Origin of the sequence: Paenibacillus sp. BIC5C1 (genome assembly GCF_032399705.1) — a bacterium.
GTDB lineage: Bacteria > Bacillota > Bacilli > Paenibacillales > Paenibacillaceae > Paenibacillus > Paenibacillus taichungensis_A.
In genome coordinates this window covers 1577223-1600492 of the sequence record NZ_CP135922.1, presented here as the reverse complement: position 1 = coordinate 1600492, position 23270 = coordinate 1577223, and the positions used below count along the sequence as shown (strand labels likewise).

24 protein-coding genes are annotated in these 23270 nt (G+C 45.6%); 4 read left to right on the top strand and 20 right to left on the bottom strand.

The window, feature by feature from the left end; genetic code table 11:
* Positions 1 to 78 precede the first annotated feature (78 nt).
* Positions 79 to 396, bottom strand: coding sequence for a pyrimidine/purine nucleoside phosphorylase (locus RS891_RS07195; protein WP_053781719.1), 318 nt, complete (start codon positions 394 to 396; stop codon positions 79 to 81).
* A gap of 140 nt (positions 397 to 536) precedes the next feature.
* Complete coding sequence (tkt, locus tag RS891_RS07190; protein ID WP_113051902.1) at positions 537 to 2579, bottom strand: transketolase; 2043 nt, start codon at positions 2577 to 2579, stop codon at positions 537 to 539.
* A 433-nt stretch (positions 2580 to 3012) separates the two neighbouring features.
* Between tkt and RS891_RS07185 the strand changes: the two genes are divergently transcribed.
* Positions 3013 to 3501: a hypothetical protein gene (locus tag RS891_RS07185; protein ID WP_315794904.1), complete on the top strand. Its 489-nt coding sequence runs from the start codon at positions 3013 to 3015 to the stop codon at positions 3499 to 3501.
* A 79-nt stretch (positions 3502 to 3580) separates the two neighbouring features.
* Here the strand turns inward: RS891_RS07185 and purU are convergent, their stop codons facing one another.
* Together purU and RS891_RS07175 are read right to left on the bottom strand one after the other, a co-directional pair.
* Positions 3581 to 4474: a formyltetrahydrofolate deformylase gene (gene purU, locus RS891_RS07180; protein ID WP_063564406.1), complete on the bottom strand. Its 894-nt coding sequence runs from the start codon at positions 4472 to 4474 to the stop codon at positions 3581 to 3583.
* Between the two features lie 22 nt (positions 4475 to 4496).
* On the bottom strand, positions 4497 to 5624 hold the full coding sequence (locus RS891_RS07175) for a deoxyribonuclease IV (protein WP_113051900.1): 1128 nt from the start codon (positions 5622 to 5624) through the stop codon (positions 4497 to 4499).
* Positions 5625 to 5793: 169 nt separating this feature from the next.
* On the opposite strand from RS891_RS07175, the gene RS891_RS07170 reads away from it, so the two are divergent.
* Complete coding sequence (locus RS891_RS07170) at positions 5794 to 6264, top strand: DUF2621 domain-containing protein (RefSeq protein ID WP_113051899.1); 471 nt, start codon at positions 5794 to 5796, stop codon at positions 6262 to 6264.
* Positions 6265 to 6421: 157 nt separating this feature from the next.
* Positions 6422 to 7333, top strand: a complete 912-nt coding sequence (locus RS891_RS07165; RefSeq protein WP_315794903.1) for a TIGR01777 family oxidoreductase — start codon at positions 6422 to 6424, stop codon at positions 7331 to 7333.
* Here RS891_RS07165 and RS891_RS07160 read toward each other — a convergent pair.
* From RS891_RS07160 to RS891_RS07115, 10 genes are all read right to left on the bottom strand, one after another.
* A complete protein-coding gene (locus RS891_RS07160; protein ID WP_315794902.1) occupies positions 7322 to 9241 on the bottom strand; it encodes a DUF6382 domain-containing protein in 1920 nt (639 codons plus the stop codon). The genes RS891_RS07165 and RS891_RS07160 overlap by 12 nt on opposite strands.
* Before the next feature lie 63 nt (positions 9242 to 9304).
* Positions 9305 to 9610, bottom strand: coding sequence for an A24 family peptidase (locus RS891_RS31655; protein WP_397386903.1), 306 nt, complete (start codon positions 9608 to 9610; stop codon positions 9305 to 9307).
* Between the two features lie 214 nt (positions 9611 to 9824).
* The gene (locus RS891_RS07150) at positions 9825 to 10874 is read right to left on the bottom strand and encodes a pilus assembly protein (RefSeq protein WP_315794901.1); all 1050 of its coding nucleotides are present in this window, start codon (positions 10872 to 10874) and stop codon (positions 9825 to 9827) included.
* 29 nt (positions 10875 to 10903) lie between these two features.
* Positions 10904 to 13054: a hypothetical protein gene (locus tag RS891_RS07145; protein ID WP_315794900.1), complete on the bottom strand. Its 2151-nt coding sequence runs from the start codon at positions 13052 to 13054 to the stop codon at positions 10904 to 10906.
* Between the two features lie 57 nt (positions 13055 to 13111).
* Positions 13112 to 13786, bottom strand: coding sequence for a TadE/TadG family type IV pilus assembly protein (locus RS891_RS07140; protein WP_315794899.1), 675 nt, complete (start codon positions 13784 to 13786; stop codon positions 13112 to 13114).
* Positions 13770 to 13958, bottom strand: a complete 189-nt coding sequence (locus RS891_RS07135) for a Flp1 family type IVb pilin (RefSeq protein ID WP_315794898.1) — start codon at positions 13956 to 13958, stop codon at positions 13770 to 13772. Before RS891_RS07135 ends, RS891_RS07140 begins: the two co-directional genes overlap by 17 nt.
* 11 nt (positions 13959 to 13969) lie before the next feature.
* Complete coding sequence (locus RS891_RS07130; RefSeq protein WP_315794897.1) at positions 13970 to 14839, bottom strand: type II secretion system F family protein; 870 nt, start codon at positions 14837 to 14839, stop codon at positions 13970 to 13972.
* A gap of 12 nt (positions 14840 to 14851) precedes the next feature.
* A complete protein-coding gene (locus RS891_RS07125; RefSeq protein ID WP_315796212.1) occupies positions 14852 to 15619 on the bottom strand; it encodes a type II secretion system F family protein in 768 nt (255 codons plus the stop codon).
* Positions 15620 to 15638: 19 nt separating this feature from the next.
* Entirely contained in the window at positions 15639 to 16931 is a 1293-nt protein-coding gene (locus RS891_RS07120) for a TadA family conjugal transfer-associated ATPase (protein ID WP_315794896.1), read from the bottom strand.
* Between the two features lie 14 nt (positions 16932 to 16945).
* On the bottom strand, positions 16946 to 18169 hold the full coding sequence (locus tag RS891_RS07115) for a nucleotide-binding protein (RefSeq protein WP_315794895.1): 1224 nt from the start codon (positions 18167 to 18169) through the stop codon (positions 16946 to 16948).
* A gap of 479 nt (positions 18170 to 18648) precedes the next feature.
* Between RS891_RS07115 and RS891_RS07110 the strand changes: the two genes are divergently transcribed.
* The gene (locus RS891_RS07110) at positions 18649 to 18987 is read left to right on the top strand and encodes a BLB8/JUQZ-1 family protein (RefSeq protein WP_146752100.1); all 339 of its coding nucleotides are present in this window, start codon (positions 18649 to 18651) and stop codon (positions 18985 to 18987) included.
* Between the two features lie 292 nt (positions 18988 to 19279).
* Here the strand turns inward: RS891_RS07110 and RS891_RS07105 are convergent, their stop codons facing one another.
* The 6 genes from RS891_RS07105 to RS891_RS07080 form a co-directional block, all read right to left on the bottom strand.
* A complete protein-coding gene (locus RS891_RS07105; protein WP_315794894.1) occupies positions 19280 to 19663 on the bottom strand; it encodes a VOC family protein in 384 nt (127 codons plus the stop codon).
* 767 nt (positions 19664 to 20430) lie between these two features.
* Positions 20431 to 21294, bottom strand: coding sequence for a DUF6612 family protein (locus tag RS891_RS07100; RefSeq protein WP_113051886.1), 864 nt, complete (start codon positions 21292 to 21294; stop codon positions 20431 to 20433).
* Positions 21295 to 21393: 99 nt separating this feature from the next.
* Positions 21394 to 21816, bottom strand: coding sequence for a thiol-disulfide oxidoreductase DCC family protein (locus tag RS891_RS07095; RefSeq protein ID WP_315794893.1), 423 nt, complete (start codon positions 21814 to 21816; stop codon positions 21394 to 21396).
* Between the two features lie 144 nt (positions 21817 to 21960).
* Positions 21961 to 22239 (bottom strand): hypothetical protein, encoded by a 279-nt coding sequence (locus RS891_RS07090; RefSeq protein ID WP_113051884.1) that lies wholly within the window; start codon positions 22237 to 22239, stop codon positions 21961 to 21963.
* Positions 22240 to 22337: 98 nt separating this feature from the next.
* The gene (locus tag RS891_RS07085; protein ID WP_024629326.1) at positions 22338 to 22583 is read right to left on the bottom strand and encodes a zinc ribbon domain-containing protein; all 246 of its coding nucleotides are present in this window, start codon (positions 22581 to 22583) and stop codon (positions 22338 to 22340) included.
* Between the two features lie 204 nt (positions 22584 to 22787).
* On the bottom strand, positions 22788 to 23207 hold the full coding sequence (locus RS891_RS07080) for an organic hydroperoxide resistance protein (RefSeq protein ID WP_063564421.1): 420 nt from the start codon (positions 23205 to 23207) through the stop codon (positions 22788 to 22790).
* Positions 23208 to 23270 lie beyond the last annotated feature (63 nt).

Below are 23270 nucleotides of genomic sequence, written 5' to 3'. Positions count from 1 at the left end.
CGAACTTTGTCGTAGAGTTTAAGAAGCAAAAAGGGTTAACCGAATCCGCGAGTCGCGGTTCTGGTTACCCTTCTTGTATTATTCCGCCGGGTACGAGCAGCAGTAGTCGGTAACGCTGCGTATCTCCAGTTTAAATTTGGATTCGGCAGGCACGTGGAACGTAGCTTGACCTTGAATCTCTTGCCAATCTTCTTCTCCGGGAAGTAATACTCTCAGATCGCCGGACAGAATCTCCATAATCTCACGGGAATCTGTACCGAACTCATAACTGCCTGGAAGCATAATGCCCAGGGTCACCTTGCTGCCATCCCCCAAAATAACTGTTCTGCTAGTTACCTGGCCCTCATAATAAATGTTGGCCTCTTTCACTACACTGACTTGATCAAACTGTGACATGCGTACCCGCTCCCCCTGAAGTTAATGAAAACAAAAGGCAAAACAGATCAGGGTGGTCGCCCACCCATTCTCTGCCGGAATTCACTTACTGCTCGGCAGGACAGAAGTTAACTGTCCCTCCTGCAGCATTTTTCAAGCTATTACAGCAATGCTTTTACGCGGCTAACCACGTTTTCCACAGTGAAACCATACTCTTGGATAACACGGTCGCCAGGCGCCGATGCACCAAATGTGCTGATTCCGAGAATGTCTCCTTGATCGCCGACATATTTTTCCCAACCCATTGGGTGAGCCATTTCAATCGCCAGACGAGCTTTAACATCCGGAAGCAGGACGGATTCTTTGTATGCTTTGTCCTGTTTCTCGAACAGATCCCAGCTCGGCATGCTGATTACGCGAACTTGGATGCCTTGTTCAGCAAGTGCTGCTTGGGCTTTGACAGCCAGTTGCACTTCGGAACCTGTAGCGATGATTTGGGCAACAGCTTTGCCTTCTTTTGCATCAGAGACAACATACGCGCCACGTTTCACGTTTTCACGGGAACCTTCAACAGTACCTTCCAGAATCGGCAGGTTTTGACGAGTGAGTACGAGTGCAACCGGGTTGCTCTTGTTCTCAAGCGCATAAGCCCATGCTGCAGAAGTTTCATTACCGTCAGCTGGACGTATAACCGTCAGGTTAGGAATGATACGCAGGGATGCCAATTGCTCGATTGGTTCGTGAGTAGGACCGTCTTCACCAACAGCGATACTGTCGTGAGTCAGGACGTACGTTACAGGCAGACCCATCAGGGCAGCCAGACGAACAGCTGGACGCAGATAGTCTGTAAATACGAAGAATGTACCTCCGAATACTTTCACACCACTGTGCAGTGCCATACCGTTCATTGCTCCAGCCATACCGAATTCACGGATACCGAAGTAGATGTTGCGACCGGAATAATCTTCAGGTGAGAAGTTCTCCAGGTTGTTCAAGTGAGTCATTGTGGAGCTTTCCAAGTCAGCAGATCCACCTGTCAGTTGTGGCACGTTATGAGCCAAACCGTTCAGTGCATTACCTGAAGCTACACGAGTGGATACAGCTTTGTCTGTTGCTGCATATTTAGGCAGATCGCGATCCCAACCTTCTGGAAGGTCGCCATTGATTGCCGTTTCGAATTGAGCTGCCAGCTCAGGGAATGCTTTTTTGTACTCGGCAAATTTCTCGTCCCATGCTTTGTTTGCAGAGATACCACGATCTTTCACTTGTGCAAAGTGTTCGCGAACTTCAGTTGGAACGTGGAAATCTTCCTCGTAAACCCATTTGTAAAACTCTTTAGTCAATTTGGCTTCGTCTGCACCCAGTGGAGATCCGTGAGTACCGCCGTGGCCGCCTTTACCTTGTTTGTTCGGGCTACCGTAACCAATTACAGTTTTAACTTCAATCAATGTAGGGCGAAGCGTATCTGCTTGACCTTCCTCAATTGCTTTTTGGATTGCAGGTAGATCGTTACCATCTTCAACGCGCAGCACTTGCCAGCCGTAAGCTTCAAAACGCTTCGCGATGCTCTCAGAAGAAGACAGGTTCAATTTACCGTCCAAAGTGATGTCATTGGAGTCGAACAACATGATCAATTTGCCCAAGTGCAAACGTCCAGCCAGGGAAGCTGATTCATGGGATACGCCTTCCATCAAGTCACCGTCACCACAGATTGCGTATGTGTAGTGGTCGATTACGTTGAATTTGTCTTTATTGTATGTTGCGCCCAGTTGAGCTTCAGCCATAGCCATACCTACAGCCATAGCAATACCTTGGCCCAGTGGTCCAGTTGTTGCGTCAACGCCTGCAGTATGTCCGAATTCCGGGTGACCCGGCGTTTTGCTTCCCCATTGACGGAACTGTTTCAATTCTTCCATAGGCAGGTCATACCCACTCAGGTGAAGCAAGCTGTAAAGCAACATGGAGCCATGTCCTGCGGACAGGACAAAACGGTCCCGGTTAACCCAAGTTGGGTGGTCCGGGTTATGTGTCATCGTTTTTGCAAAAAGTTGGTACCCCATTGGAGCGGAGCCCATCGGCATTCCCGGGTGTCCGGAATTTGCCTTCTCGATTGCATCAATCGCCAGTGTACGTACGGTAGTGATCGACAGGTTGTCGATGGTGTTGTTCTCTTCCTTTTGAATCGCTTCGTTCTTGTCAGTCATGGTTTGTCCTCCTCATGTCTTTAGATAAGTCGGGTTGCGCAAGCGAATCCCTCTCATCATACAAGCAAACCGAATTTCACAATAAGTGAATCCGCTTGAGTGTTTCATTTTGACTTATTCACTTTTGTATTGTATCACTTGGCGTGAAGCTTTTCCATAACCTTCTTTTAGAAGATCGGGAAAATTCGGCTGTTTATGACGAGGGATTTGTTTCCAGTTGCGCAAAAAGAGTGTCATACTGAGCATTTCTACATATCTTCTAGCTCAGCCAGCATCGCAAATCCATCGGATGAAGTATAACCTTTAAGCGGAAAACCATACTCTTTTTAGATATCGAAGTTGATTTTGCATATAATGGTCTTTGATCATGATTGGAAAAATTGGACTTTTGTGTACATTAGGTTGTACTTCATATGGAAAGGAGGATTCGCATATGCCGGAACATTTGGCTAAGTCACCAAATTCGCTAAAGCACATATTACCCTGGAAAGCCGGGGTTTTAACAGGTCTTACATCCGGACTGGTGCTTGGGTTCTTTTTAAAGGCTATGCAGACTTACACTGGTGAAAAAGTCTATACCTTGCTGCTGAACATTGATTTTGTTCCATGGCTTCCGCCGACATTACCTGAATACATTGAATTTATGCTGCATCTTATCGTTTCCATTATCATTGGTATCTTCTACATATGGTGGATTCAGCGTTCAGGTCATCCGATAGCCAATGGCGTCCTGATCGGCGTTCTCTCTTCCCTGCTGTATATCCCGCTCTCCCAGCTATCAAGCCGTGTGCCTGATCTATATGATATAAAAGCCATATTTTACTGGCTGGCAGGGCATGTGTTATTTGGCGTGGCCGTTGGTGTATGCGGTCATGTATGGAAACACAGTCAAAAAGGCGATCCCCCGTTTAGACATGAATAGGGAATCGCCTTTTCTTTTTTCGGAATAGAACTGAACTGTATCTTTCCGAATCAACCTTGCGCAGTATTAAAGCATTAGCTTAAAACACAACGGTTTTATTTTCATGAACCAGTACACGGTCTTCAACATGCCATTTAACGGCACGAGCAAGAACTACCCGCTCAATGGTACGTCCAATACGTTTCAACTCAGTTACATCATCCCCGTGGCTTACACGCTGAACGTCCTGCTCAATGATTGGTCCGCCATCCAGCTCTTCCGTAACATAGTGAGCTGTAGCACCGATAATTTTGACACCTCTGTTGTACGCTTGGGCATACGGTTTACCGCCGACAAAGGCAGGCAGAAACGAGTGATGAATGTTAATAATACGATTGCGGTAATGCTCAATGAACATCGGGGAAATGATCTGCATGTAACGCGCAAGAATAATTACGTCGATATCATTACCAATAACGTCCAACTGACGTTGTTCCGCTTCTTTCTTCGTATCTGCTGTAACCGGAATATGATGATAAGGAATGCCAAATGATTCTACATAGTCCTTCATATCCAGATGATTGCTCACAACAAGTGCGATGTCTGCATCCAGATCGCCAGCCTGCCATTGCCACAACAGCTCAACCAGACAGTGATCCTCCTTGGATACAAAGATAGCAAGTTTCTTCTTACGGCTAACCGCAGAGAGACTCCAATCCATTTTGAATCGGTTTGCCACTTCTTCAAAATCAGCCTCCAGCTTAGGCAGGTTTAACGATAATTGTGGAAGATCGAACTCGATCCGCATAAAAAACATGCCGCCAGCCGGGTCCATTGTGTATTGGTCCGACTGTACAATGTTTGCACCATGCTGGTGCAAGAAATGGGATACTGCGGCAACAATTCCCGGTCCATCCGGACAGGAAATAAGCATCCGCGCCCGATCGGCGCGGTTTTTAACATCAGGTCGTACTTGTTTAGCGTGAATCTCCATCGGGTTATTCTTCCTCCTTCAACTAGGCCGTGACAAAAACTTCTTTGCCTGCAAGCCAGGCGATCAAACGATGATTCAGTTGTTCTTCATTCAAGTGCGGGAACAATGCGGCTTCAGCCACGAGGTCATACAGACGCTCCAACGGCTCACGTGGATCGGCTTTCTTCGCTTTGGCATCATTTTTGAGCAACGTCCAGATATCCAGAACATATGAACGGGACTCAATCTCTTTTCCTTTGAAGAAATGATGCAGTTGTTCCACTTCTGTCAGGAATTCGGGACCAAATCGACCAGCAACATCCCCGCGAAGCAATGCAATCTCTGCTTCATACATAGGACGCTGAGTTTTGGCCTCTTTGCCAATCCAAGGCGTTTCCAAAATAAATGGGCGTCCCTGAAGAGCCTCGTGATGCACGATACGGTTAATTGCTTCAAAACCAATCCAGCCGGAGCCAATCGGTGTATGACGGTCCTTGTGCGCACCCACAGGGTTCTTACTATCATTAATATGCATTACGGCAATGCGGTCAAGCCCTACCGTACGATCAAATTGTTCAAGAACACCGTCCAGGTCATTCACGATATCATAACCCGCATCGTGAATGTGACATGTATCCATACATACAGTAAGGCGTTCATTGTGTGTAACCTTCTCGATAATCTGAGCAATTTCTTCGAAGCTGCGGCCCATTTCAGTACCTTTGCCAGCCATTGTTTCCAGAGCGATGTTCACATCCGTCTCTTTCACACCGTCCAGCACTTCATTTAAGCCTTCAGCAATACGTCCGATGCCGTAGTGAGCGTCCTTGTCCGTAAATGCGCCGGGATGCAGCACGATATTTTTGACACCAATCGCATGTGTACGACGAATCTCTTCCTGAAGGAAACTTACGGCCAGTTCATACGTGTTTTCTTTGTATGATCCGAGGTTAATAATGTATGGCGCATGGACAACGATATCTTCCATTCCGCCCTCTTGCATCGCAAGCTTGCCTTCCTCAATAAACATGGACTCAATAGGCTTGCGGCGGGTATTTTGCGGTGCACCCGTATATATCATAAACGAACTGGAACCGTACGAGGACGCTTCCTTCGTTGCACTCAATAATCCCTTGTCCGAAAAGGACACATGGGAGCCGATTTTAAGCATCATTAATCCCCCTTTTTCTGAATTATCCCTTATTCTAACGCGATTATCGAAATAAATCTAGAAATGCGCTATAATTCGGGATATAGGCTATTTTTTACAGCTGTAATTTGGAACATGGTGGGCGGAATCCGTCTTTCCGTGAAAATCAATAAACCGAGGTGACTCCGCAATGATTTTCGGCTCCTACGCTTTGACGTTGACCAGTAGTTCCCCCAGCAATTGGTTTATGAACACGATCGCATTTTGGACCGTTCTTTTGCTTGGAAGTATGTGTGTTGGCGGATTTTTTATGATGCGCAAGTTTTTGAAAGTGCTTCCGAAGGCAGACGGTAAATCGAAACTTGATTGGCAGAATCACTGGGTTGAAACCAGCCGTCATCTATGGACAGATGAAGCAAAAGCTTTTCTCGACCAACTTGTAGAACCTGTTCCCGGCCCATTTCGAGATATCGCCAAACATTCCATAGCAGCAGAAATCGGCAAAATTGCATACGAAAATAATGCAACTGAAGTATCCAGAGATCATTGCATTAAAGGATACATTATAGCCACACCGAAGCGGGATAATAAGTTTTTGGTGAAATTTCTGGAGAAAAACCAAATTGACTATTCGCCTTATAAACATTTGATGAATAAATAGATCATGCAATTCAGCCGAACATGTATTAGGCTTACATATTTGCAAACATGCTCCGTCAGGTAAGTCATTCCCAGCAAGGCAGTGCTTACCGCCCGGGGCTGTTTGTCGATCCAATATTACATGTCAGCATAGTCAAAATAACAAGGAGGTCGCCAAGATGAAGATTGCGATTTGCGGAGGTACCGGTTTTGTCGGAGGAGCACTCGTTGATTCCTGGCTTCAGGCAGGCCATCATGTGAAAGTTATTACACGCAAACTGCCGAATTTACATAATCCAAGCCAAAACCTTACTTATATCTCATGGGAACAGGTAGAGGAACAGCCTGATTTGCTGGAAGGAATGGATGCCTTGGTGAATCTCGCCGGAGAAACGTTGAATCAACGTTGGACAACCAAGGCGAAACTGGAGATTGTTGAATCCAGAGTGACTACTGTAGCGCGCGTAGCCAAATTGGTAGATTCACTGGAACACAAACCGGAGGTAGTCGTACAAGCATCTGCCATGGCAATCTATGGCACCTCTCCCACAGAAACATTTGATGAAAACAGCCCACAAAAATCGGTGAATTTCCCATCTCGTGTTTCTCAACAATGGGAAGTTGCTGCTGATGCCATCAAACATGTGAGACTCGTGAAAATCCGCGTTAGTCTCGTGCTGGGTCATAAAAAAGGGGCTTTTCCATTAATGAAACTGCCTTATATGCTTGGTGTTGGGGGCAGGGTGGGAAGTGGCAAACAGTGGACCAGTTGGATTCATATTATGGATATTGTGCGGTTGATTGATTTCACGATCCAGAATAAAGAAATCTCCGGTCCGGTGAACGCCTCTTCGCCCAACCCGGTTACCAACGATGAATTCGGACGCACGGTAGGCAAAGTGTATCATCGTCCGCACTGGTTCCCCGTACCTGGAATTCTGATCAAAACACTGGTCGGAGAACTCTCTGTTGTGCTGCTTCAGGGACAACGGGTTATCCCTCAAAAAGCTCTAAATCACGGATTTCAGTTCACTTTTCCTACATTAACCGATGCACTGGAAGATCTAAAACAACGTGGTTTATCCGACTGATCGATACGTGTAAACAGACTCAGCCAACGTAAAGGTATCTCCATCTTCCAATGGATATTCTTTGTACGGAGCAAGAACATCGCCTTTGAGAATGGTTCCATTCACAGAACCCAAGTCCTTAATGACATAGCCCGATTTGTTCCGGCTCAATTCCACATGAGCACGGGACACACCGGTTGCTGAATCTACCCACTGGACCATGTCCGCCGATCGGCCAATAACAAACGAGGCTCCACGGATATCCATCCGTTCATTTTTGTCCCCTGTTGCTGATCTGCGTTCAAGGTAAAAGGAAGGTGCTACCGAACCTGCTCCTGTAAGGCTTCCGCCGGCAACACTTTGCAAGTTTACTGTTGCATCAGCCGCCGCATGATGACGAACAAGTTCCGATGTTGCAGCCACGGATTCGACAGCTGGCTGAACAAAAGGTTCATCAGATACTTCGGATGGTATATGTAGATTTTGAAAGCGAGAATTTCCTGCTACAGATGACCTGGATTCAAAAGAGTGCCTCCGTTCTGATTCAGAACTTTGCATATCACCAGAGCTCTGTTGACTCGTGTAACCTTGCGCATATGTGTTGTTACCTTCTGGTGACATTTCAGATGCATTCCAACGCCAGCTCTCCTGAAACATCTCTTCTTGGCTTTCTTTCTGCTTATCTTTGCCTCTTCCCAATCCAAAAAAAGCAGATCTCATATTGGAAGAGCCCTCTTGTAATTCGCCATCAGCATATTCTTCATTCGGCATCTTTTTGCGTAGCAAATTGGATGTTGAAATTCCGAATTTTCCTTTGGTCATCCATGCCCAACCCGCGATCCCAAGCAACCCAGCACTTAATGCTGCAGATAGAATCATTTGTGTCTGCCCTGGTTGTTCCATATAGATGAATCTCCATACCAGCGCCATGGCAATCATGCAGCCCAGAAGGATATAGGTCGTTTTGGAAGAATCCTGCTTCTCGTCCTTCCCGTCCTTTTCCATATCATCGTCCGATAATGAATCAAACGATTGGCGCTGTGACGGATTCGTAACACCTTTTGATTGCAATGAGGACTCCATTGGTGAACGTCTGCCGGATAACCCTGAAAAGGGTTTGTTAAGCGGCTTGTCATCCTTCGTTGTAGATATCCTTGGTTGATGATTTGATTCCAACTGCTGCCAAGCTTCGCCATTTCGATCCAACTGACGATACTGATTTTGGCCACTTCTATTGGAAAACAGATCCTTTCCCTGCTCTGGAACTGCAGATGGCATTCCAAATTGACTGTCAGTTGTGCCGCCGGATGACCCACGTGAAGACATAAACGATGCCTGGTTTGAACCACTCTGCTCATCTGCATATAATTCAAGCAAAAGTTCACGCAGTTGTCTGATATCCCATTGTTCACTGTCGCATAGTTGGAGGACACGCTGAATTCCTTCGCCCTGAAGTTCCTGAACATGGGCCATTAGCCTAATAACCAGTTCGCGGAATTGCTGAGGCGTCGGATCTACCTCAACTGCATCAATAATTGGAATATATACTAAGCCAAGCTCTCCTATTTCAAGTGAGCCATTGATAAATATGTACTCTTCCTGGATCTGTAATTTACGTGAATCCAACATATATTGTCCACATTCCGTAAACGTATCCGCCAGCTGAAACAATAGACCATATAATACACGCAGCTTGATTTTTCCAGACTTCAACATTTGAGGTAACATCTTATATCCTGAAATATCATATTGTAACGTTACATTTCGGTCTACCTCTCGAATATAAACGGGAAGAAGTCGGGGAATATGATTGGAAGATAACATGCCCATCTGCACACGGCTCAGTTCGTCCATTCGCAGCCCATCCACTTTCTCCAGAACCATAAACGATCCGCCGTTTCGAATGAAATCTCTCGTTAATCCATACATGCCAATCCTCTCTTTCCGTTAATAAGCTATAATCCAAACTCCACCACATCTTATAAATTTTTATTAACTCATGTAGATATAGGAGCTGATGAATCCGGGCAATACGGCCAGCATAAAAGGAAACTTCAGTGTCTTTTCCTGGTTGACCAGCTTAAGCGAACCGAGCATGAAGAAACCGGCAAGATTTCCTGCCATGCCACGAATCCGCTTCGCTGAATCCCTGCGGAACAAGAGAATGACTAATCCAATTGCCCCTGCGTACAAAACGGAGTAAATAATAACGTGAACAGCAAAGGCCAGTCCTGTCCAAGCTCCAATTCCTCCAAACAACTTAACATCTCCCGCACCCACTGCGCCGATCAGATACATTAGAAATAAGACACCGAACCCAATCGCGAATCCAGCTGCTGAGATTAGAAACCCCTCCCCCCTCCCCAGATGATATGGGCCAGCACTCCCGCGGCAGTTACTGGTACAGTTAAACGATTTGGAATTTTCATCGAACGAACATCTGTAACAAAGGCTACAATCACATATAGACCACAGGCCAGGTAAAACCACTCCACCTCCATCATCTCCTTCCTTATTTTCTTGAAGCCACATTAAACTCGGTCACCGTCTTGACACCATCCGCAGTTTCTACAACAAATGTCCATGTGCCTTCCGTTGTACGTGTACCAACAAACCAATTCCACTCAATCACACCGTTTTCATCCGCAGTCGCCCATCCGATATGCTTGGCTGAACTTTCACCGGACTTGTAAAATATCGTCAAGTTCGCTGTAGCTCCGGGCTCCACTTGGACCTTAATTGTCGCGTTGTTGCCTATGTATGCTGGCTCCGGCTTGGATAGTACGGTTGCTGCTCCAGCTGAATCTGCGTCTCCCCCACTACTATTGGAGCCTTCTTCGGTATCTCCAATCCATACCCGTTCTGCTGCAGCGGCTTGAATACGTAAAGACTTCCCTAGAAAGGGGACCTTAACAGGCAATTCATAGCTCAATTCAAGCCGAAAATAAGGATTCGTTTTATTTTTAAGATCAGGTATGGAAATCCCATTAACATGCACACGCTCTACATCCAGTAGAGAAGTGTTGATAAAAGGCTGAAGCAACGGTTTAACGGTCGGATCAAGTACTGTCTCAAGAACGGATGTCTTGATCTCCTGTAATGGTTGTTCACCTCTGGCAGCGGCAGCACGTACCCAATCACTTAGCGGCTCTGGCAGCGAAGAGGCGTACTCTTCGGCCCATTCCGTCAGTGACAGCTCCGGTATTTTCCATCCACCCTCCGAGCCTCCACCACCTGCGGAATCAGAGGGGCTGAATACAAGGGAGACCGGATATATTTTCGTTGATAACTGCTTTACTGCCTCTCCTGCCGTGCTTTGCAATGCTGTTGATACCAACGTCATCTGTACGATGTAAATGAGGAACATGACAAAGAAAAGAAATACAGGCAAAACCAGTGAAGCTTCCAAAACGATACTGCCCTGTTCCCTTTTCCGAGAATGCATCTTTTGGATAGAATGTATCTGCTTAGTCAGCGATTTCAATCTTTCCAGTCTGTGTATTCTTGTTAATCGATTGTGCAAAGACGCCACAACTTTTTCCTGCTGATGCTGCTTATCCATAATCCCTCCACCGAAACGACCCGGATTAATCAATAGGAATAATCGGCCTTCCGATCTATGAAAAATCGCCCATCTTCTACTTGGTCTGTACTACCCATGACAGCACCTATACTTCTTGTGACTCCCGGTAAAAACCATAATTTGATACTGCTGCGCATGTTTCCTGAAGCGTATGTCTGCTTCTCATCCGGATTCACGCCGGTATTCAATCGGATCAAAGCCAACATTCTGGACATTTTGCGTTCGTTGTTGCTATGCATCAATAGGAACAAACGAAGATGGTCCCTGTATGTAAGCTTGACTTTGATATATTTGGACAATTCCACACTGCCGTCTTTAGCCAATTTCACCATATCTGCTATAGCGTTTGTAATTCCGTATAAAATCGCAGCAGATAATACAAGTAGTGGATTACCCAGCTTGCTGTTCTCAACTAATCCTTCTGCAGTTCGAATCGCCAAACGCATGCCAAAGATCTCCCCATATGCAGCAGCAATATTTCCCGAAGGATTATGAAAACCATATACGATATACTCCAGTTCCTGATTTTCCAGTTTGAACATTTCACCAGCATCTCCACTACCTTCAGTCCAGTCCAGCAGCTGTCCAAAATCCATAGAGTTGAAATACGCGAGTGCATACTCATTCTGAAACAACTCATCGCCAAGACTATCCAGCAAATTCGACATCCCACTGAATAAACTGTCCATCCCGTTCATCGCGTCACCACCAGAATCATACGGATCACCAGCAATCTCTGCCTTCTTGGCTTCCTCACGGCTTGCTTGGTTAAAAGCGATGTTGGCGTTGTAGTACTCCTCCAGTTGTTTGAACGCTTCTGTTGAGCCAGAGCTTCCCTTTTCAATCTGCGACAAAATACGTTTAACATCCTTCAGCTTCCCTTTGGATTCCTTGTCATTCGCTTTACGCTGGGCATCGGACCCACGACCGCTCTCCAACAGCTGTTTGCTTTGAAGAATGACATTGGAGGGCCCACTTCTCACGTAAGTGTCCATGTATCGTTCCGTGACCTGACTAGCCTGTCTAACCGCTGGTTTAATGGAGACACCACTCATTACCGTAACCGAACGAAGCTGCGTATTAAGCTCCATGCTGTCATTTCTGACATTGGTAAAATCCGAATTTTGTGAGCGTACACGTGCATTTAACTGATCGAATAATGTGTCGGCCCTTACAAGTTCAGATGCAAGGGAGCGTGTACTTTTGGCTTCACTTCCCGATCCGGTAGACGGAGGGCTCGTCCCAGGCAGTGTTGAGTTGCCTACTTTTTCATAACTGGCATTCTGTGAACGGTTCTCCCCCTCAGCGATGACCCGCTTCATTTCCTCATTGATCTTGCGAGCTTCTTCAATCTTGGCTTGAGCTTCCTCCAATTTTGTCTGGTGAGCCTGCAATGCTGGTTGTATGATCATGCTTATGCCTGTCGCCACATTCCCTACGCCTGTTCGATAACGAGCCAGCTCTAGCATGTACTGTTGCTGGTTGAATGGCAGTCCCTCATCCATTTGTTTTTTGTTTAGATAATCTGCATAACGTGCTGCTACTTCAGCAGCTGTCTCTGGCGTCTCTCTTAGCATCTCGTCGTAAATGGCAGAGGAAGGTGGATTCATGATCAGTGCGGACAGACTCTTCAGCTTATCGGCCGATTCCGTCTGATTGGCTATTGCTTCGTCCAGCAATTCCTCACGTTTGTCATACAGTTTTTGCAATTTTTTGAGCAAATCCACAGTATGAACAGCTTCTTTCATCTCTTCTGACATCGGCTTAAAACGATTGACCACTTCCAGGGTAAAATCAACCGGCGCACGATATTTCATATCCTCCTGAATTTGGCGATTAAAGATATCGTATCTGCCCAGTTCACGCTCCATGCTTAGTGAAGTCGTATCCCATTGGATATCCAAAATTGGAAAACCATCTTTCACAGCCGAGGGCTTCACACTATCATTTAGCACCTTCGCCATGATGGCCTCACCACTGCTGTCACCGTATCCAAATAGACCATACTCCCGCAAGGAAGTATCATAGGCCGACATCACTGATCTCATCGCCGCATGCGTCATTCGTTCTGCCTGTACTTTGAAAGCAGCAATACGTGCATAATCAATGAAAATGGAAACAAACATAAAGATTCCAGCCAAAATCAAGATCAAGAACACGGTTACGGCTCCAGATTCACCGTCTTTTTTTCTGAACAGTGTTTCCTCCTCCTCTCCTCATTTTTTGGTTTTGCTAAAATGCTGTACAATCTGTCCTGCTTCAGCGGCAGTACTGGATGCGGCTCCGCCCTTGCCTTTAAACTTGGCTGCATAATAACGGACCAGATCCACCGTTCGGATGAATTCAGTAGGCTCTACAACTGCAGATGTCCCTTGTGTAAGTACACTGTTACCTGAGTCAAATAAAAAAGAAGGCAGTGGTAAAGAAATCACCTGATCCAGCTTGGTTGTAACTTTTCGATGGATCAGCGAGTTCTGGTATTCAATCGTTCCGTTCATGCCAGAGGGCATACCTTGTGTGGCTTGGGAAAGTTTCTTTTCCGATAGACTTCCGCCTTCCCCTGCGAGTACAGAAACAATAACCTCATTGTCTGCTCCCGCCCAACCAAACAGTGCTCCGAGCAATCGATCATCGGTCAATCTCCAGTACAAGTTGTCATGTTCCCCAGCAACAACTTCTCCTGTAAGTGGCTGTTTGTGGCTATTGTCCCAGCTGTAGGCAGCACGTTCAGAAGCTGCATACGCATGTTGGTTCAGAAATGTCTTCTGATACATGTACATGGAGAAAAATAAAAGTAACACGAGAATAAACAACACAATAGGAAAGACCAGGGAGGCTTCAATAGTGAAGCTCCCTTCTTCCTTTTTGAATTTTTTACTCAAAAAACTCATTACTTTTATTGCTCACTTTGGTTAACAGTCTTTCTACCAATGTTTTAATTTGATCTTTGAATATTAATGCAATAATGATAATAACGCCGATGATTAGAATGAGCTCCAACGTGCCGAGTCCGTCCTCTTCCTTCCAAAATCCAGTTACTTTGCTTTTCATCAATTCCAGCATCCCAATTCCTCCTACATATTCATCATCATAAAAGCAGGTGCCCCGATCATCACCACAATCGAAAAAAAGATCAATACCATCGGAAACACCAATTTGGAAGAAGCCTGTTCTCCCTTAGCCCGACTAACGGCCTTGCGTTTCTCCCACAACACTTGGGACAGATCCCGCAGCGCCAGTACAAAGTCACCTCCCCCTCGCCGGAAATTCAGCAGCACTGTTGTTGTAAAAATCGTCACTTCCTGTACACCACAGCGACGACTGAACTGTTCAAAGGATTGTTGAAACGAATAACCGTTGTTCCAATCCCCAACCATCTTTCGTAGCTCATTATAGAGGGGATGATTTCGTTCCCCCTGACTGGCTACACAGTGAACAATGGCACGCTGCACCGTTTCTCCCGCACCAACCAGCAGAACAATTCGGTTCAATAACTCCGGTAGCTCCATGAGTATGTCCTGATCTCTTCGCTGCACTTTGGTGTTAAGATCTTGGTAGAGCGCAAAGGGAAGTGCAACGCCCAGTGCCAATCCACCCACCATACCGCCAAGCCCCATATCCCCAACGAGCGACAAAAGGCAGCCTACGAGTAACATCAGCCATGAGTAGGTCAGCATTTCAGCACAGTAGAGCATCGTTTTCTCTCCACTGTGCTGTATGCCATACATTTTCTGAATGGCATGCTGCATGCGGAATATGAGCACAGGCAACCTACGGCCCACCTCGAACTTGTCCAGTAAATACAAAAAGGGACCATGCAGCTTCTTCAGACGTAATCCTTCCATATCCAGTTTGCGCAAATGTCGGTAGGTCTGCCCTCGCGTTCGATCAAGCACCAGCCACCCTGCTCCGAGCACCCCTCCGAAAATAACGGGAAGCAGCATCGTGTCAGCTCCTTATACTTTGATATCCATAATGCGTGTAATCCACAAGTAACAGCAGGCGAGTAACGCCAATGCCCCGCTGGAAATCATATATCCCATCCCACTGTATAACGGCTCCATAAAATCCTTGGCCGTAAAGTTCAGAAAAATCAGAAAAATAAATGGAGCGGCAAACATCACTTTGGATTCAAACTTCTTCTGTGCCACCGCTACCATGATGTCCTGCTGAATATCCAGCTTTTCACCAATGACCGCAGAGGTTCGCCTCACCACTTCGACCAGATCTCCACCCGTTCGCTTACAAGTGATGAACACATCGGCAAAGTTTGTGATATCCTCAATTTTTGCCCGGTCCGAGAAGTCTTGCAGCGCCTCTTCAATGGGCTGACCATATTCCATTCGTGTCCTCAAAATAGTGAATTCACGAATGAGATCTGTATCCGCCTCAGGATTCAGCATGCGCAGATCCTCCACTGATTCCTTAAATCCATTCTCTACCGATTTTCCCGCAGCCAGCGCGGAGGACAACGCATATAATGCCTGCTTGAAATGTAAACTTAGAGTCATTCTTCTACGTTCCAACAGTACTTTTGTCCAGTGTTTTGGTACCCATATACATCCCGCTGCCAATATCAGTCCGGCCAACCAGTGATGATAGAACAGAATACCGACACCAAAGAACAACAAACCACTAATCAGCATGCAGACAATTCGCTGCCTCCGGGATAGCGTAAATACGGTGTAGTCCGTTAACACCTGTCTGGCCTCACCCAACTTCATCACCTACCAATAGAATCATCTAATTTACGTTGTTATCCGATCCCAAATCCTTTACCTCATCACTATTTCGTTCTATGTACTCGTTCAACCATTCCCCTAGCCCTGCCATCTGAATTTTATCCACTTGTCTCAGCGTTCCAACTTGCACGAGTCCGCCAATAATCTTGCCTTCTTTTTCTTCAATTTCCTGGAAACGAAACAGTGGATTGAGCAGTACTTCTCCGTCCTGCATGCCAATCACTTCGCTAATCTCGGTCACCCGACGTGAACGGTCGCGCAGCCGGGATAAATGTACAAAGATATCAATGGCCGAGCTGATCTGCTGGCGCACAACCGCGATGGGAAGATCCGCACCGCTGAGCACCATGGTTTCCAATCTGCTGATCATATCAGAGATCGTATTTGCGTGTCCCGTAGACAACGAGCCATCATGTCCAGTGTTCATAGCCTGCAACATATCCAGCGCTTCTGCCCCCCGCACCTCACCAATGACAATTCGATTTGGACGCATCCGCAAGGATGACTTGATCAAGTCCCGAATGGATATTTGCCCCTTGCCCTCGGTATTCGCATTACGTGTCTCCAGCGATACCAGATTGGGTACCGTGACAATCTGTAATTCAGCAGAGTCCTCAATCGTGATGATACGTTCATCCGCAGGGATAAACTGAGATAATGCATTTAGGAAAGTGGTTTTCCCCGACCCGGTTCCGCCACCGATAAAAATATTGTATTTACTGCGTACCAACTGTTGCAGCAACTCTGCCGCTTCTTCATGCAGGGCACCTTTACCAATCAGATCGGACATCTTCATCGGTTCACTCGGGAATTTCCGAATCGTCATGGTCGGACCCTTCAACGCAATCGGAGGCAGCACGATATTGACCCGCGAGCCGTCTTTCAATCTCGCATCCACGATTGGAGAAGACTCATTCACAATCCGGTTCACCCCGGATACAATCATCTGGATAATGTCTTCCAATCGTTCCCTGGACTCGAACTCCAGCGTGATCTGTCTGACTTCACCTTCCTGCTCAACGAAAATTTCCCGGTGGCTGTTGATCATAATTTCCGTAATTTCAGGATGATCCACCAATGGTTGCAGAATATCCAGCCCTCGAAAGGAGTCAAATAATCGCTGCACCAGCGTATGACGCTCCCCGGAGGTCAGATCATTCAGTTTCGGGTCAGAAAGCACTTTACGCTCAATTCCCTGCCACAGTTCTTCGTCTCCCGCAGAGGACGTCAAATCCAGGCCTTCCCTGACCTCGCGACGCATGATCTGAAACTGCTCTTCTCGGTCCAGTATCATCTTAGATGAATCCATCATAGTGACCACACATCACCCTTCTGGATTCGTCCTGTCTGCTTTAGTTCTTCTTCCCCATCCTGTACGATCATGGCGCATAACCTCTTCACTTCGCGTTGAAAGATCGGTGAGCTGAGCATCACTTCCTCCTGACTAAGTTGCTTCCAGGAAGGGATATACGGCAGCACAGCATCCAAATGCAGATCAGGTCTTGGCAAGGCATTAATGACGTTGTTCCGATACTTGTTGACAATGAAGTGGGCACGGTCCAACACACTTTCATGCAGATCTGGCCTCGTGCGCTCCATATGCTGCATCCATTGACCCCAGCGGTGCATGGAAGAGATGTCATCCTCGACCAGCCACACGAATGCATCGGAAGCATCGAAGATCCCCTCACTGCGTCCATCCCAACCGGAGTCCCCATCCAGAATGAGCACATCATATTGCCCGCAGTCCGCCAAATACCGAATAAGGCTCTTCGTATCCTCACGGGACATTTGCAGCAATTCCTTCCGATTCGATAACGGCCAAAACACATCCGACTTCAGCGCTTCGTGACGCAGTACATATCCGTCCACCCCTTTGGAGGAAGACTGTGCTTGTCCCTGTTTAACCGATTCCTTCCTGCCCACCTTCAAATCGTAAAGCAGACGTGACAGTCCTGTTTCTGCATCAGGTATACGCTGCCCACTTCTAGACAAACCTTTTTCCAGAAACGGCATCGAGCTATCCAGCGTCTCCAGATTGAGATACAGAACAGCGTATCCTGCAATCCCCAATTGCTTCGCCATATGCATCGCCACGGCAGTTTTGCCACTCCCGCCGGAAGCTGATACAACTCCAATAGAAAGCGTCTCCTGACCTGGACGATGAGTCTTCTTCCGACGCGGCTGCCGACAAGCATTGAGAACAGCGTCCATCAGTGTAGGCAATGGTTGATATTTCATCAGTCGTTTATCCTCATCGACTTCATCCATTCCTTCACTAAGCATCAGCCATGGAATACCCGAGGTTTCGCCACCGTTACCCAGCCAATGGTTTAGAAACTCCGGCTCCGCAATCACCAGATCCGGCTGTTCCCTGCCTCCCTGTTCATTCATGTAGTCCCTGAACGGTTCCCATTGCGAAAAGGCGGTAAATCGTATACCGGAGCCGGACGAGCTGCCTTGTACAAAATCAAGCCAGGCGCTGATATACTCTCTGTCTTTGGAAGCCAGCACTGCCTTAAGAACAATCAATTCTTCTCCCCTCCCTGCAAAAAAAGCACAAAAAAGCACCGTCCAATAACCGCAAGAATATGCAGTGTATGGACGGTGCTTCCGTCACGTGCTATGAATGTATGGATAATATAGCATACAATTTCTGGAGGAGCAAGGGATTTATTCTGCTCCACTAATCCTCTTACTCCTTATAGTTGTTATTCAGGTAATATACCTCATTTGTTGCATCAGTTCCATGTTTACGCAATGTTTGTCACTGTACATTCTATCGCTTATCCCTTTCGTAACGATACACCACTATATTTAATATTTTTATCAATTTGCAGAGAAAAAAATAAATTATTATTAGCAGTTTCACAAAATTGAGTATCTCAAAATTAATCCTTGGTTCACATAATATTCATCCAAAAAAATACTTTATTTTCCGAATATAGTTTACTATTGGATATATTTTCTATATAATAGAGTTGTATTCCAAATATGAGAGGATGATAACGATGAAAAAGAAACTTATTACTGGTCTATTAACTGTCGTTGCGTGCTTCACTGTTGGTTCTACATCTTTCGCAGCTAGTACTACTACACCAAGTCCTAGTACTACTTCTGCAGAAACGTCCAATGTAATAACTCTTGCAGATCAGATTTCCGTTCCTATTAGTTTGAGAGTTGGCGAGAGCATTACAGTTGCTGGCTCCAACTTTTGGATTAGTGGAGACTATGGCGGCATTTATTTAAATCAACAAGGATTAATAATTGGTTTGTCACCTGGGGTTTGTACAGTAGTCGGTTATTTACCTAACGGTGATACTGTACTCTATACAGTCACTGTACGATAAACCCATACGTAATCAGAGGGGATGTAACGCATCCCCTCTTTCCTATGATAATTTATCTAATATATCCTAATGTATTTTAGCAAAGTATATTTATTAGACTTTTTATTCTGATTCCCTTCCTCGAAAAAAAGCCATCCAATACCCGCATGAACATGCAGTATATGGAAGGCTATTTTCATAAGTACCATTTTGTAAATAACCCTCAATTTAGAGTATTAATGGTATTTAAGAATTATAAAATAAACTCTTTCTTCTAGTATCTCTTTACTCCTATTTCAAAAATCCAATCAAATTAAGAATGATAAGGTGCATCAAACTCAATAATATTGCGGTCAGGATCAAGCACAAAAATTTGTGCGAACCCGGCAATACTATCTGGTCTTGCCTCATATTCAATTCCCTGCTGTTCCAGCCAATCCAATGTCTCCTTGTAACTCTTCACCCAGATCGCAAAATGTCCATCTGTAGTATCGATGCCAGCCTCACGAAGCGTATGTCCCTGCGGATGCTGTAATAGATGAAGCTGCTGACTACCAAGGGCATACCAGGTGCCTGTGGAGTTGAACGGCGGACGTTCAATCTCCTGCATACGGAGCAAACCCGAATAGAATTTCTTCGCAACCTCCAAATCACGTACAGCCAGACTCACGTGGTGTATATGTGCATATTCAATCATTTCTCCAACCTTCTTCCCTGAAATAGACTTTCTCCAGCTTCCTACCAACCCTAAATCGATTCGCTTACATGACTATTGTAGAAAATCCAAGAGCTTTCGCCAAGGGAAAAAGTTCAGCAGAAGCAAACAACAGTGTAGCTATGAGCCTACTTCCAACCAAGTAGCTGAGGTAGCTGTAATGAAGATTGCTCCGTTTCCAGTGTAGGAATTGGATGGCACGACGCAAGCATGGCAATGGAGACTATCTCTGACCATTTCTGTGTGTTAAGACGTTTGATTTGATTCCTAAGTCAAGGATGAGGATTCAGTCAGGATATCACCCTTGTGGTCCACAACCGGACCCTATATGACCAAGGGAGAGAGCTTCTGTCAGTCATATTTGAGGACACGAATGGATTCGGTTAACGGAAGTGATGCGATCTCTTGAGGCAATCTGCTAGAGCCTATGACGCATGAACACTCACTCCGTAAGAGACCTCACTCACTCATTCCCAGTCCTGTGCACCTTCGAGACAAGGTCCTTTGTAGCCCGGTACGCTATAGGCTTATCACTCCCCATGCGGAAGCCACTACTGCTCACCCGTTTGTTAATACTCTGACCACAAAACGCATACAAAAAAAAGAAAAACACCCCTGATTGAATCCGCCGAACCTGTTGGTTCACATAAATTCATATCAGAAGTGCCTTCTTCAGAAGATACACATCTTAAGCAACTTTTATCAGATTAACTTCTCATTCAATAGTCTCTCCCGCTATCCTTGCCTTCTTATTTCGCACTATCCAATGCCTCTTGCGGGATCTTAATCTCTTTCACACCGTTATGGTTAGAGAACGTGCTGGTCATTTTCATGTCCATCGAGATTTTCTGTCCCTCCTGCTCCATATCCATAACCATATTGACATCCGTACTTGCAGGCAGATAGGTTTCTTTGTTGATCATATATTTCATTTTCATGCTGGTAATATTCATTTGATCAAGCATCGCCTGAGTTTGGGCATCCGATCCGTTTTGCTCCATGACTGCTTTGGCCAGTTCCTTCACGTTATCTCCGGATACGTCAGCGTTAATGACATAGTTATCGCCTTCTTCCGTAATTTTGGTGTCTTCGGCAATCTTTTTAAATTGATCCAGCTCACCTTCCGGTTTCATGCTTGCCTGCATTTGCTCAATCAGTGGTTTCGTTTGTTCATCAGGAATTTTGACCCATTGATCTCCCACCTGCGAATAAATCTTATCCGAAGTGATGTACTGCTTCACATTTTGCGCTTCCTGTCCGGACATTTCCATTTTCATCTCCTGATAGATCATCATTGGATCTTTAATGATATCCATCTTCAGCGATGTTTTCACCTGTTGATCCTGGGACTGCTCGCCAGCTACCAGTTTCAATTTTTGATCGATATTGGCTTCCGTAGTGAAACTTTTCATGTCCTTAGTTGCTGCATTTGTTTTCTCAATTAACTCGTCCAATGTAGGGGTCTTTGTCTCCTGCTCCGCAGTTGTATTACCCTCGTTAGACGTTTCGTTGCCAGCTGGCGGCGTTGCTGTACTGTTATCTGCATCGCTACTGCAAGCTGTCATGCTTACTGCTAATAATGCCCCAATAATTAATGTAGTCCACTTCTTCAAGTTATTTGCCTCCCAAAAAAGAATTGATCCGTACTCATTACCCAATTATTTCCGTTATTAATCAATCGTTGCCGATACAATTTGTCACACTTTAGCCTTTTAAAGGAATCGATCCTTAATGTCAGGTGTGGGCAGCATACACACTTCATCTTTACCGAACCATCGATATCGATTGCGAGCTACCATGTTATATATGGCATTTCGAATAAATCTCGGTACAATAATCAACACGTACAATAATGGATAGGGGAATTTCAAACCTTTGGCCAGACGCAGCGCTGCGGTTGAACGAGTATAATATTTTCCATCCTCAATGAGTACAAAAGTGTCCATGCTGTCCGTGGACAAATTGCCCTTCTCCAGCAATTTTTTCGCTACATCCGATTGAAGTGATGCAAAATGAAATTTCCCCTCAGGGTCACGCTTGATTATCCACTTCGTTAATCCTTGGCAGAAATGACAGACTCCGTCCACAAGCACAATCGGGTGTCCCTGATGCTGATCCATTTGGTTTGCTATCATAATCGCGGCCTCCTCATGTGTGCTATTAGAGTAACTTACCCGTTTTGATTCATCGTGGTCGCTTTTTTTACATTTTATTTAAGTGTAACGGAAAATAGAAAAAGAGCGCAGGCTCTACGCCCACGCTCGTATCTGTTTTGGCAATTACTCGGCAATTGCCTTTTCCATCCATTGGTCATCGATCATTTGTTGGTGCAGGTCACCAGCCCACTGGTCCATGCATTTGCAAATGAAATCTTTGCGGCATACTGGACAAGGCGTTTTCTGTAGACGGCTGATATTGGTCATCTTCCATTCTGGGGAATGGGAGTAGAATACACGGCACTGTGTACCATCTACCAATTTCATTGTAAATTCATACAATCCGTCTTTTTCATTTTTACTAGCTACTTCCAATTTTGCAATACGCGGTCTATAAGACATGGATATCACCTGTCAATTCAAATTTGGTTCAAGCAATGACACTTCTCAGTACTAAGTCATATTAAAGAAATTTTAGTTCGATGTCAACTCACGCACATTTACCCACCAAATAGAATATCAAGAATGGTACCCACCTGACCCTGTTTTTTCCCTTTCAACACATCCGGATCGAATACTTCAACATATCCACAGGAAGAACAGGCAACGAAGAGATAATGATTATGCTGAATATCAAACATTTTGCTAAGTCCCGCTCCTGACATGGACACTTCCTTAATGTTACAATCCGTACCCCTGCACTTGGTACATACAAATCGCCGTTCTATCATCTCTTCAATACTCATTGTCGTTCCCCCTTATTCGAATGTATGACTTCAAGCAAGAGTAGATTATGTAAAATAGTACGCTGTTCAACATGCAATCTCCTGCATCTCAACTGTATTATAAAAACAAAACCCTGCCGAAGGCCAGCAGGGTCTTGTACTCGAACATCAGGTATCCTGAGATACCCTGCTCTATATGTTCCCTTTACTCCTACGAGTCAGGTCTTAAACTACATTAAGTACCACATCAATATTGCCGCGTGTTGCTTTGGAATAAGGACAGAAATCATGTGCCTTACGAGCAAGGTCTTCTGCTTGACTGTGATCGACGCCAGGCATACTCACATCCAAACGTACAGACAGTTGGAAACCATCATCTGCCGGATCTTTGCCGATGGATACATTACTGGTGACCACCACATTCTCCAATTTCACGCCCGCTTTGCGTGCCACATTGGCAAGAGCACTTTCATAACATGCACCATACCCCGCTGCAAAGAGCTGCTCAGGATTGGTTCCTTCACCACCAGAGCCTCCAAGTTCTTTGGGCATTTTCAGATCATGCTTGAGCACTCCATCCGAAGAAGCTACCGAACCTGTACGTCCACCTTTAACTGTCGCTGTTGCTGTATATAAAGCTTCCATTAAGAATCTCTCCTTCACCTTTAAGTTTTTTACTGCCTACAATTCAATTTAAACTTCTGGCTC

Excerpts from the sequence above, each read along its gene's own strand:
- RS891_RS07195 (WP_053781719.1), bottom strand. The coding sequence starts at position 396 with ATGTCACAGTTTGATCAAGTCAGTGTAGTGAAAGAGGCCAACATTTAT.
- tkt (WP_113051902.1), bottom strand. The coding sequence starts at position 2,579 with ATGACTGACAAGAACGAAGCGATTCAAAAGGAAGAGAACAACACCATC.
- RS891_RS07185 (WP_315794904.1), top strand. The coding sequence starts at position 3,013 with ATGCCGGAACATTTGGCTAAGTCACCAAATTCGCTAAAGCACATATTA.
- purU (WP_063564406.1), bottom strand. The coding sequence starts at position 4,474 with ATGGAGATTCACGCTAAACAAGTACGACCTGATGTTAAAAACCGCGCC.
- RS891_RS07175 (WP_113051900.1), bottom strand. The coding sequence starts at position 5,624 with ATGCTTAAAATCGGCTCCCATGTGTCCTTTTCGGACAAGGGATTATTG.
- RS891_RS07170 (WP_113051899.1), top strand. The coding sequence starts at position 5,794 with ATGATTTTCGGCTCCTACGCTTTGACGTTGACCAGTAGTTCCCCCAGC.
- RS891_RS07165 (WP_315794903.1), top strand. The coding sequence starts at position 6,422 with ATGAAGATTGCGATTTGCGGAGGTACCGGTTTTGTCGGAGGAGCACTC.
- RS891_RS07160 (WP_315794902.1), bottom strand. The coding sequence starts at position 9,241 with ATGTATGGATTAACGAGAGATTTCATTCGAAACGGCGGATCGTTTATG.
- RS891_RS31655 (WP_397386903.1), bottom strand. The coding sequence starts at position 9,610 with ATGTATCTGATCGGCGCAGTGGGTGCGGGAGATGTTAAGTTGTTTGGA.
- RS891_RS07150 (WP_315794901.1), bottom strand. The coding sequence starts at position 10,874 with ATGGATAAGCAGCATCAGCAGGAAAAAGTTGTGGCGTCTTTGCACAAT.
- RS891_RS07140 (WP_315794899.1), bottom strand. The coding sequence starts at position 13,786 with ATGAGTTTTTTGAGTAAAAAATTCAAAAAGGAAGAAGGGAGCTTCACT.
- RS891_RS07135 (WP_315794898.1), bottom strand. The coding sequence starts at position 13,958 with ATGCTGGAATTGATGAAAAGCAAAGTAACTGGATTTTGGAAGGAAGAG.
- RS891_RS07130 (WP_315794897.1), bottom strand. The coding sequence starts at position 14,839 with ATGCTGCTTCCCGTTATTTTCGGAGGGGTGCTCGGAGCAGGGTGGCTG.
- RS891_RS07125 (WP_315796212.1), bottom strand. The coding sequence starts at position 15,619 with ATGAAGTTGGGTGAGGCCAGACAGGTGTTAACGGACTACACCGTATTT.
- RS891_RS07120 (WP_315794896.1), bottom strand. The coding sequence starts at position 16,931 with ATGATACTGGACCGAGAAGAGCAGTTTCAGATCATGCGTCGCGAGGTC.
- RS891_RS07110 (WP_146752100.1), top strand. The coding sequence starts at position 18,649 with ATGAAAAAGAAACTTATTACTGGTCTATTAACTGTCGTTGCGTGCTTC.
- RS891_RS07105 (WP_315794894.1), bottom strand. The coding sequence starts at position 19,663 with ATGATTGAATATGCACATATACACCACGTGAGTCTGGCTGTACGTGAT.
- RS891_RS07095 (WP_315794893.1), bottom strand. The coding sequence starts at position 21,816 with ATGATAGCAAACCAAATGGATCAGCATCAGGGACACCCGATTGTGCTT.
- RS891_RS07090 (WP_113051884.1), bottom strand. The coding sequence starts at position 22,239 with ATGTCTTATAGACCGCGTATTGCAAAATTGGAAGTAGCTAGTAAAAAT.
- RS891_RS07085 (WP_024629326.1), bottom strand. The coding sequence starts at position 22,583 with ATGAGTATTGAAGAGATGATAGAACGGCGATTTGTATGTACCAAGTGC.
- RS891_RS07080 (WP_063564421.1), bottom strand. The coding sequence starts at position 23,207 with ATGGAAGCTTTATATACAGCAACAGCGACAGTTAAAGGTGGACGTACA.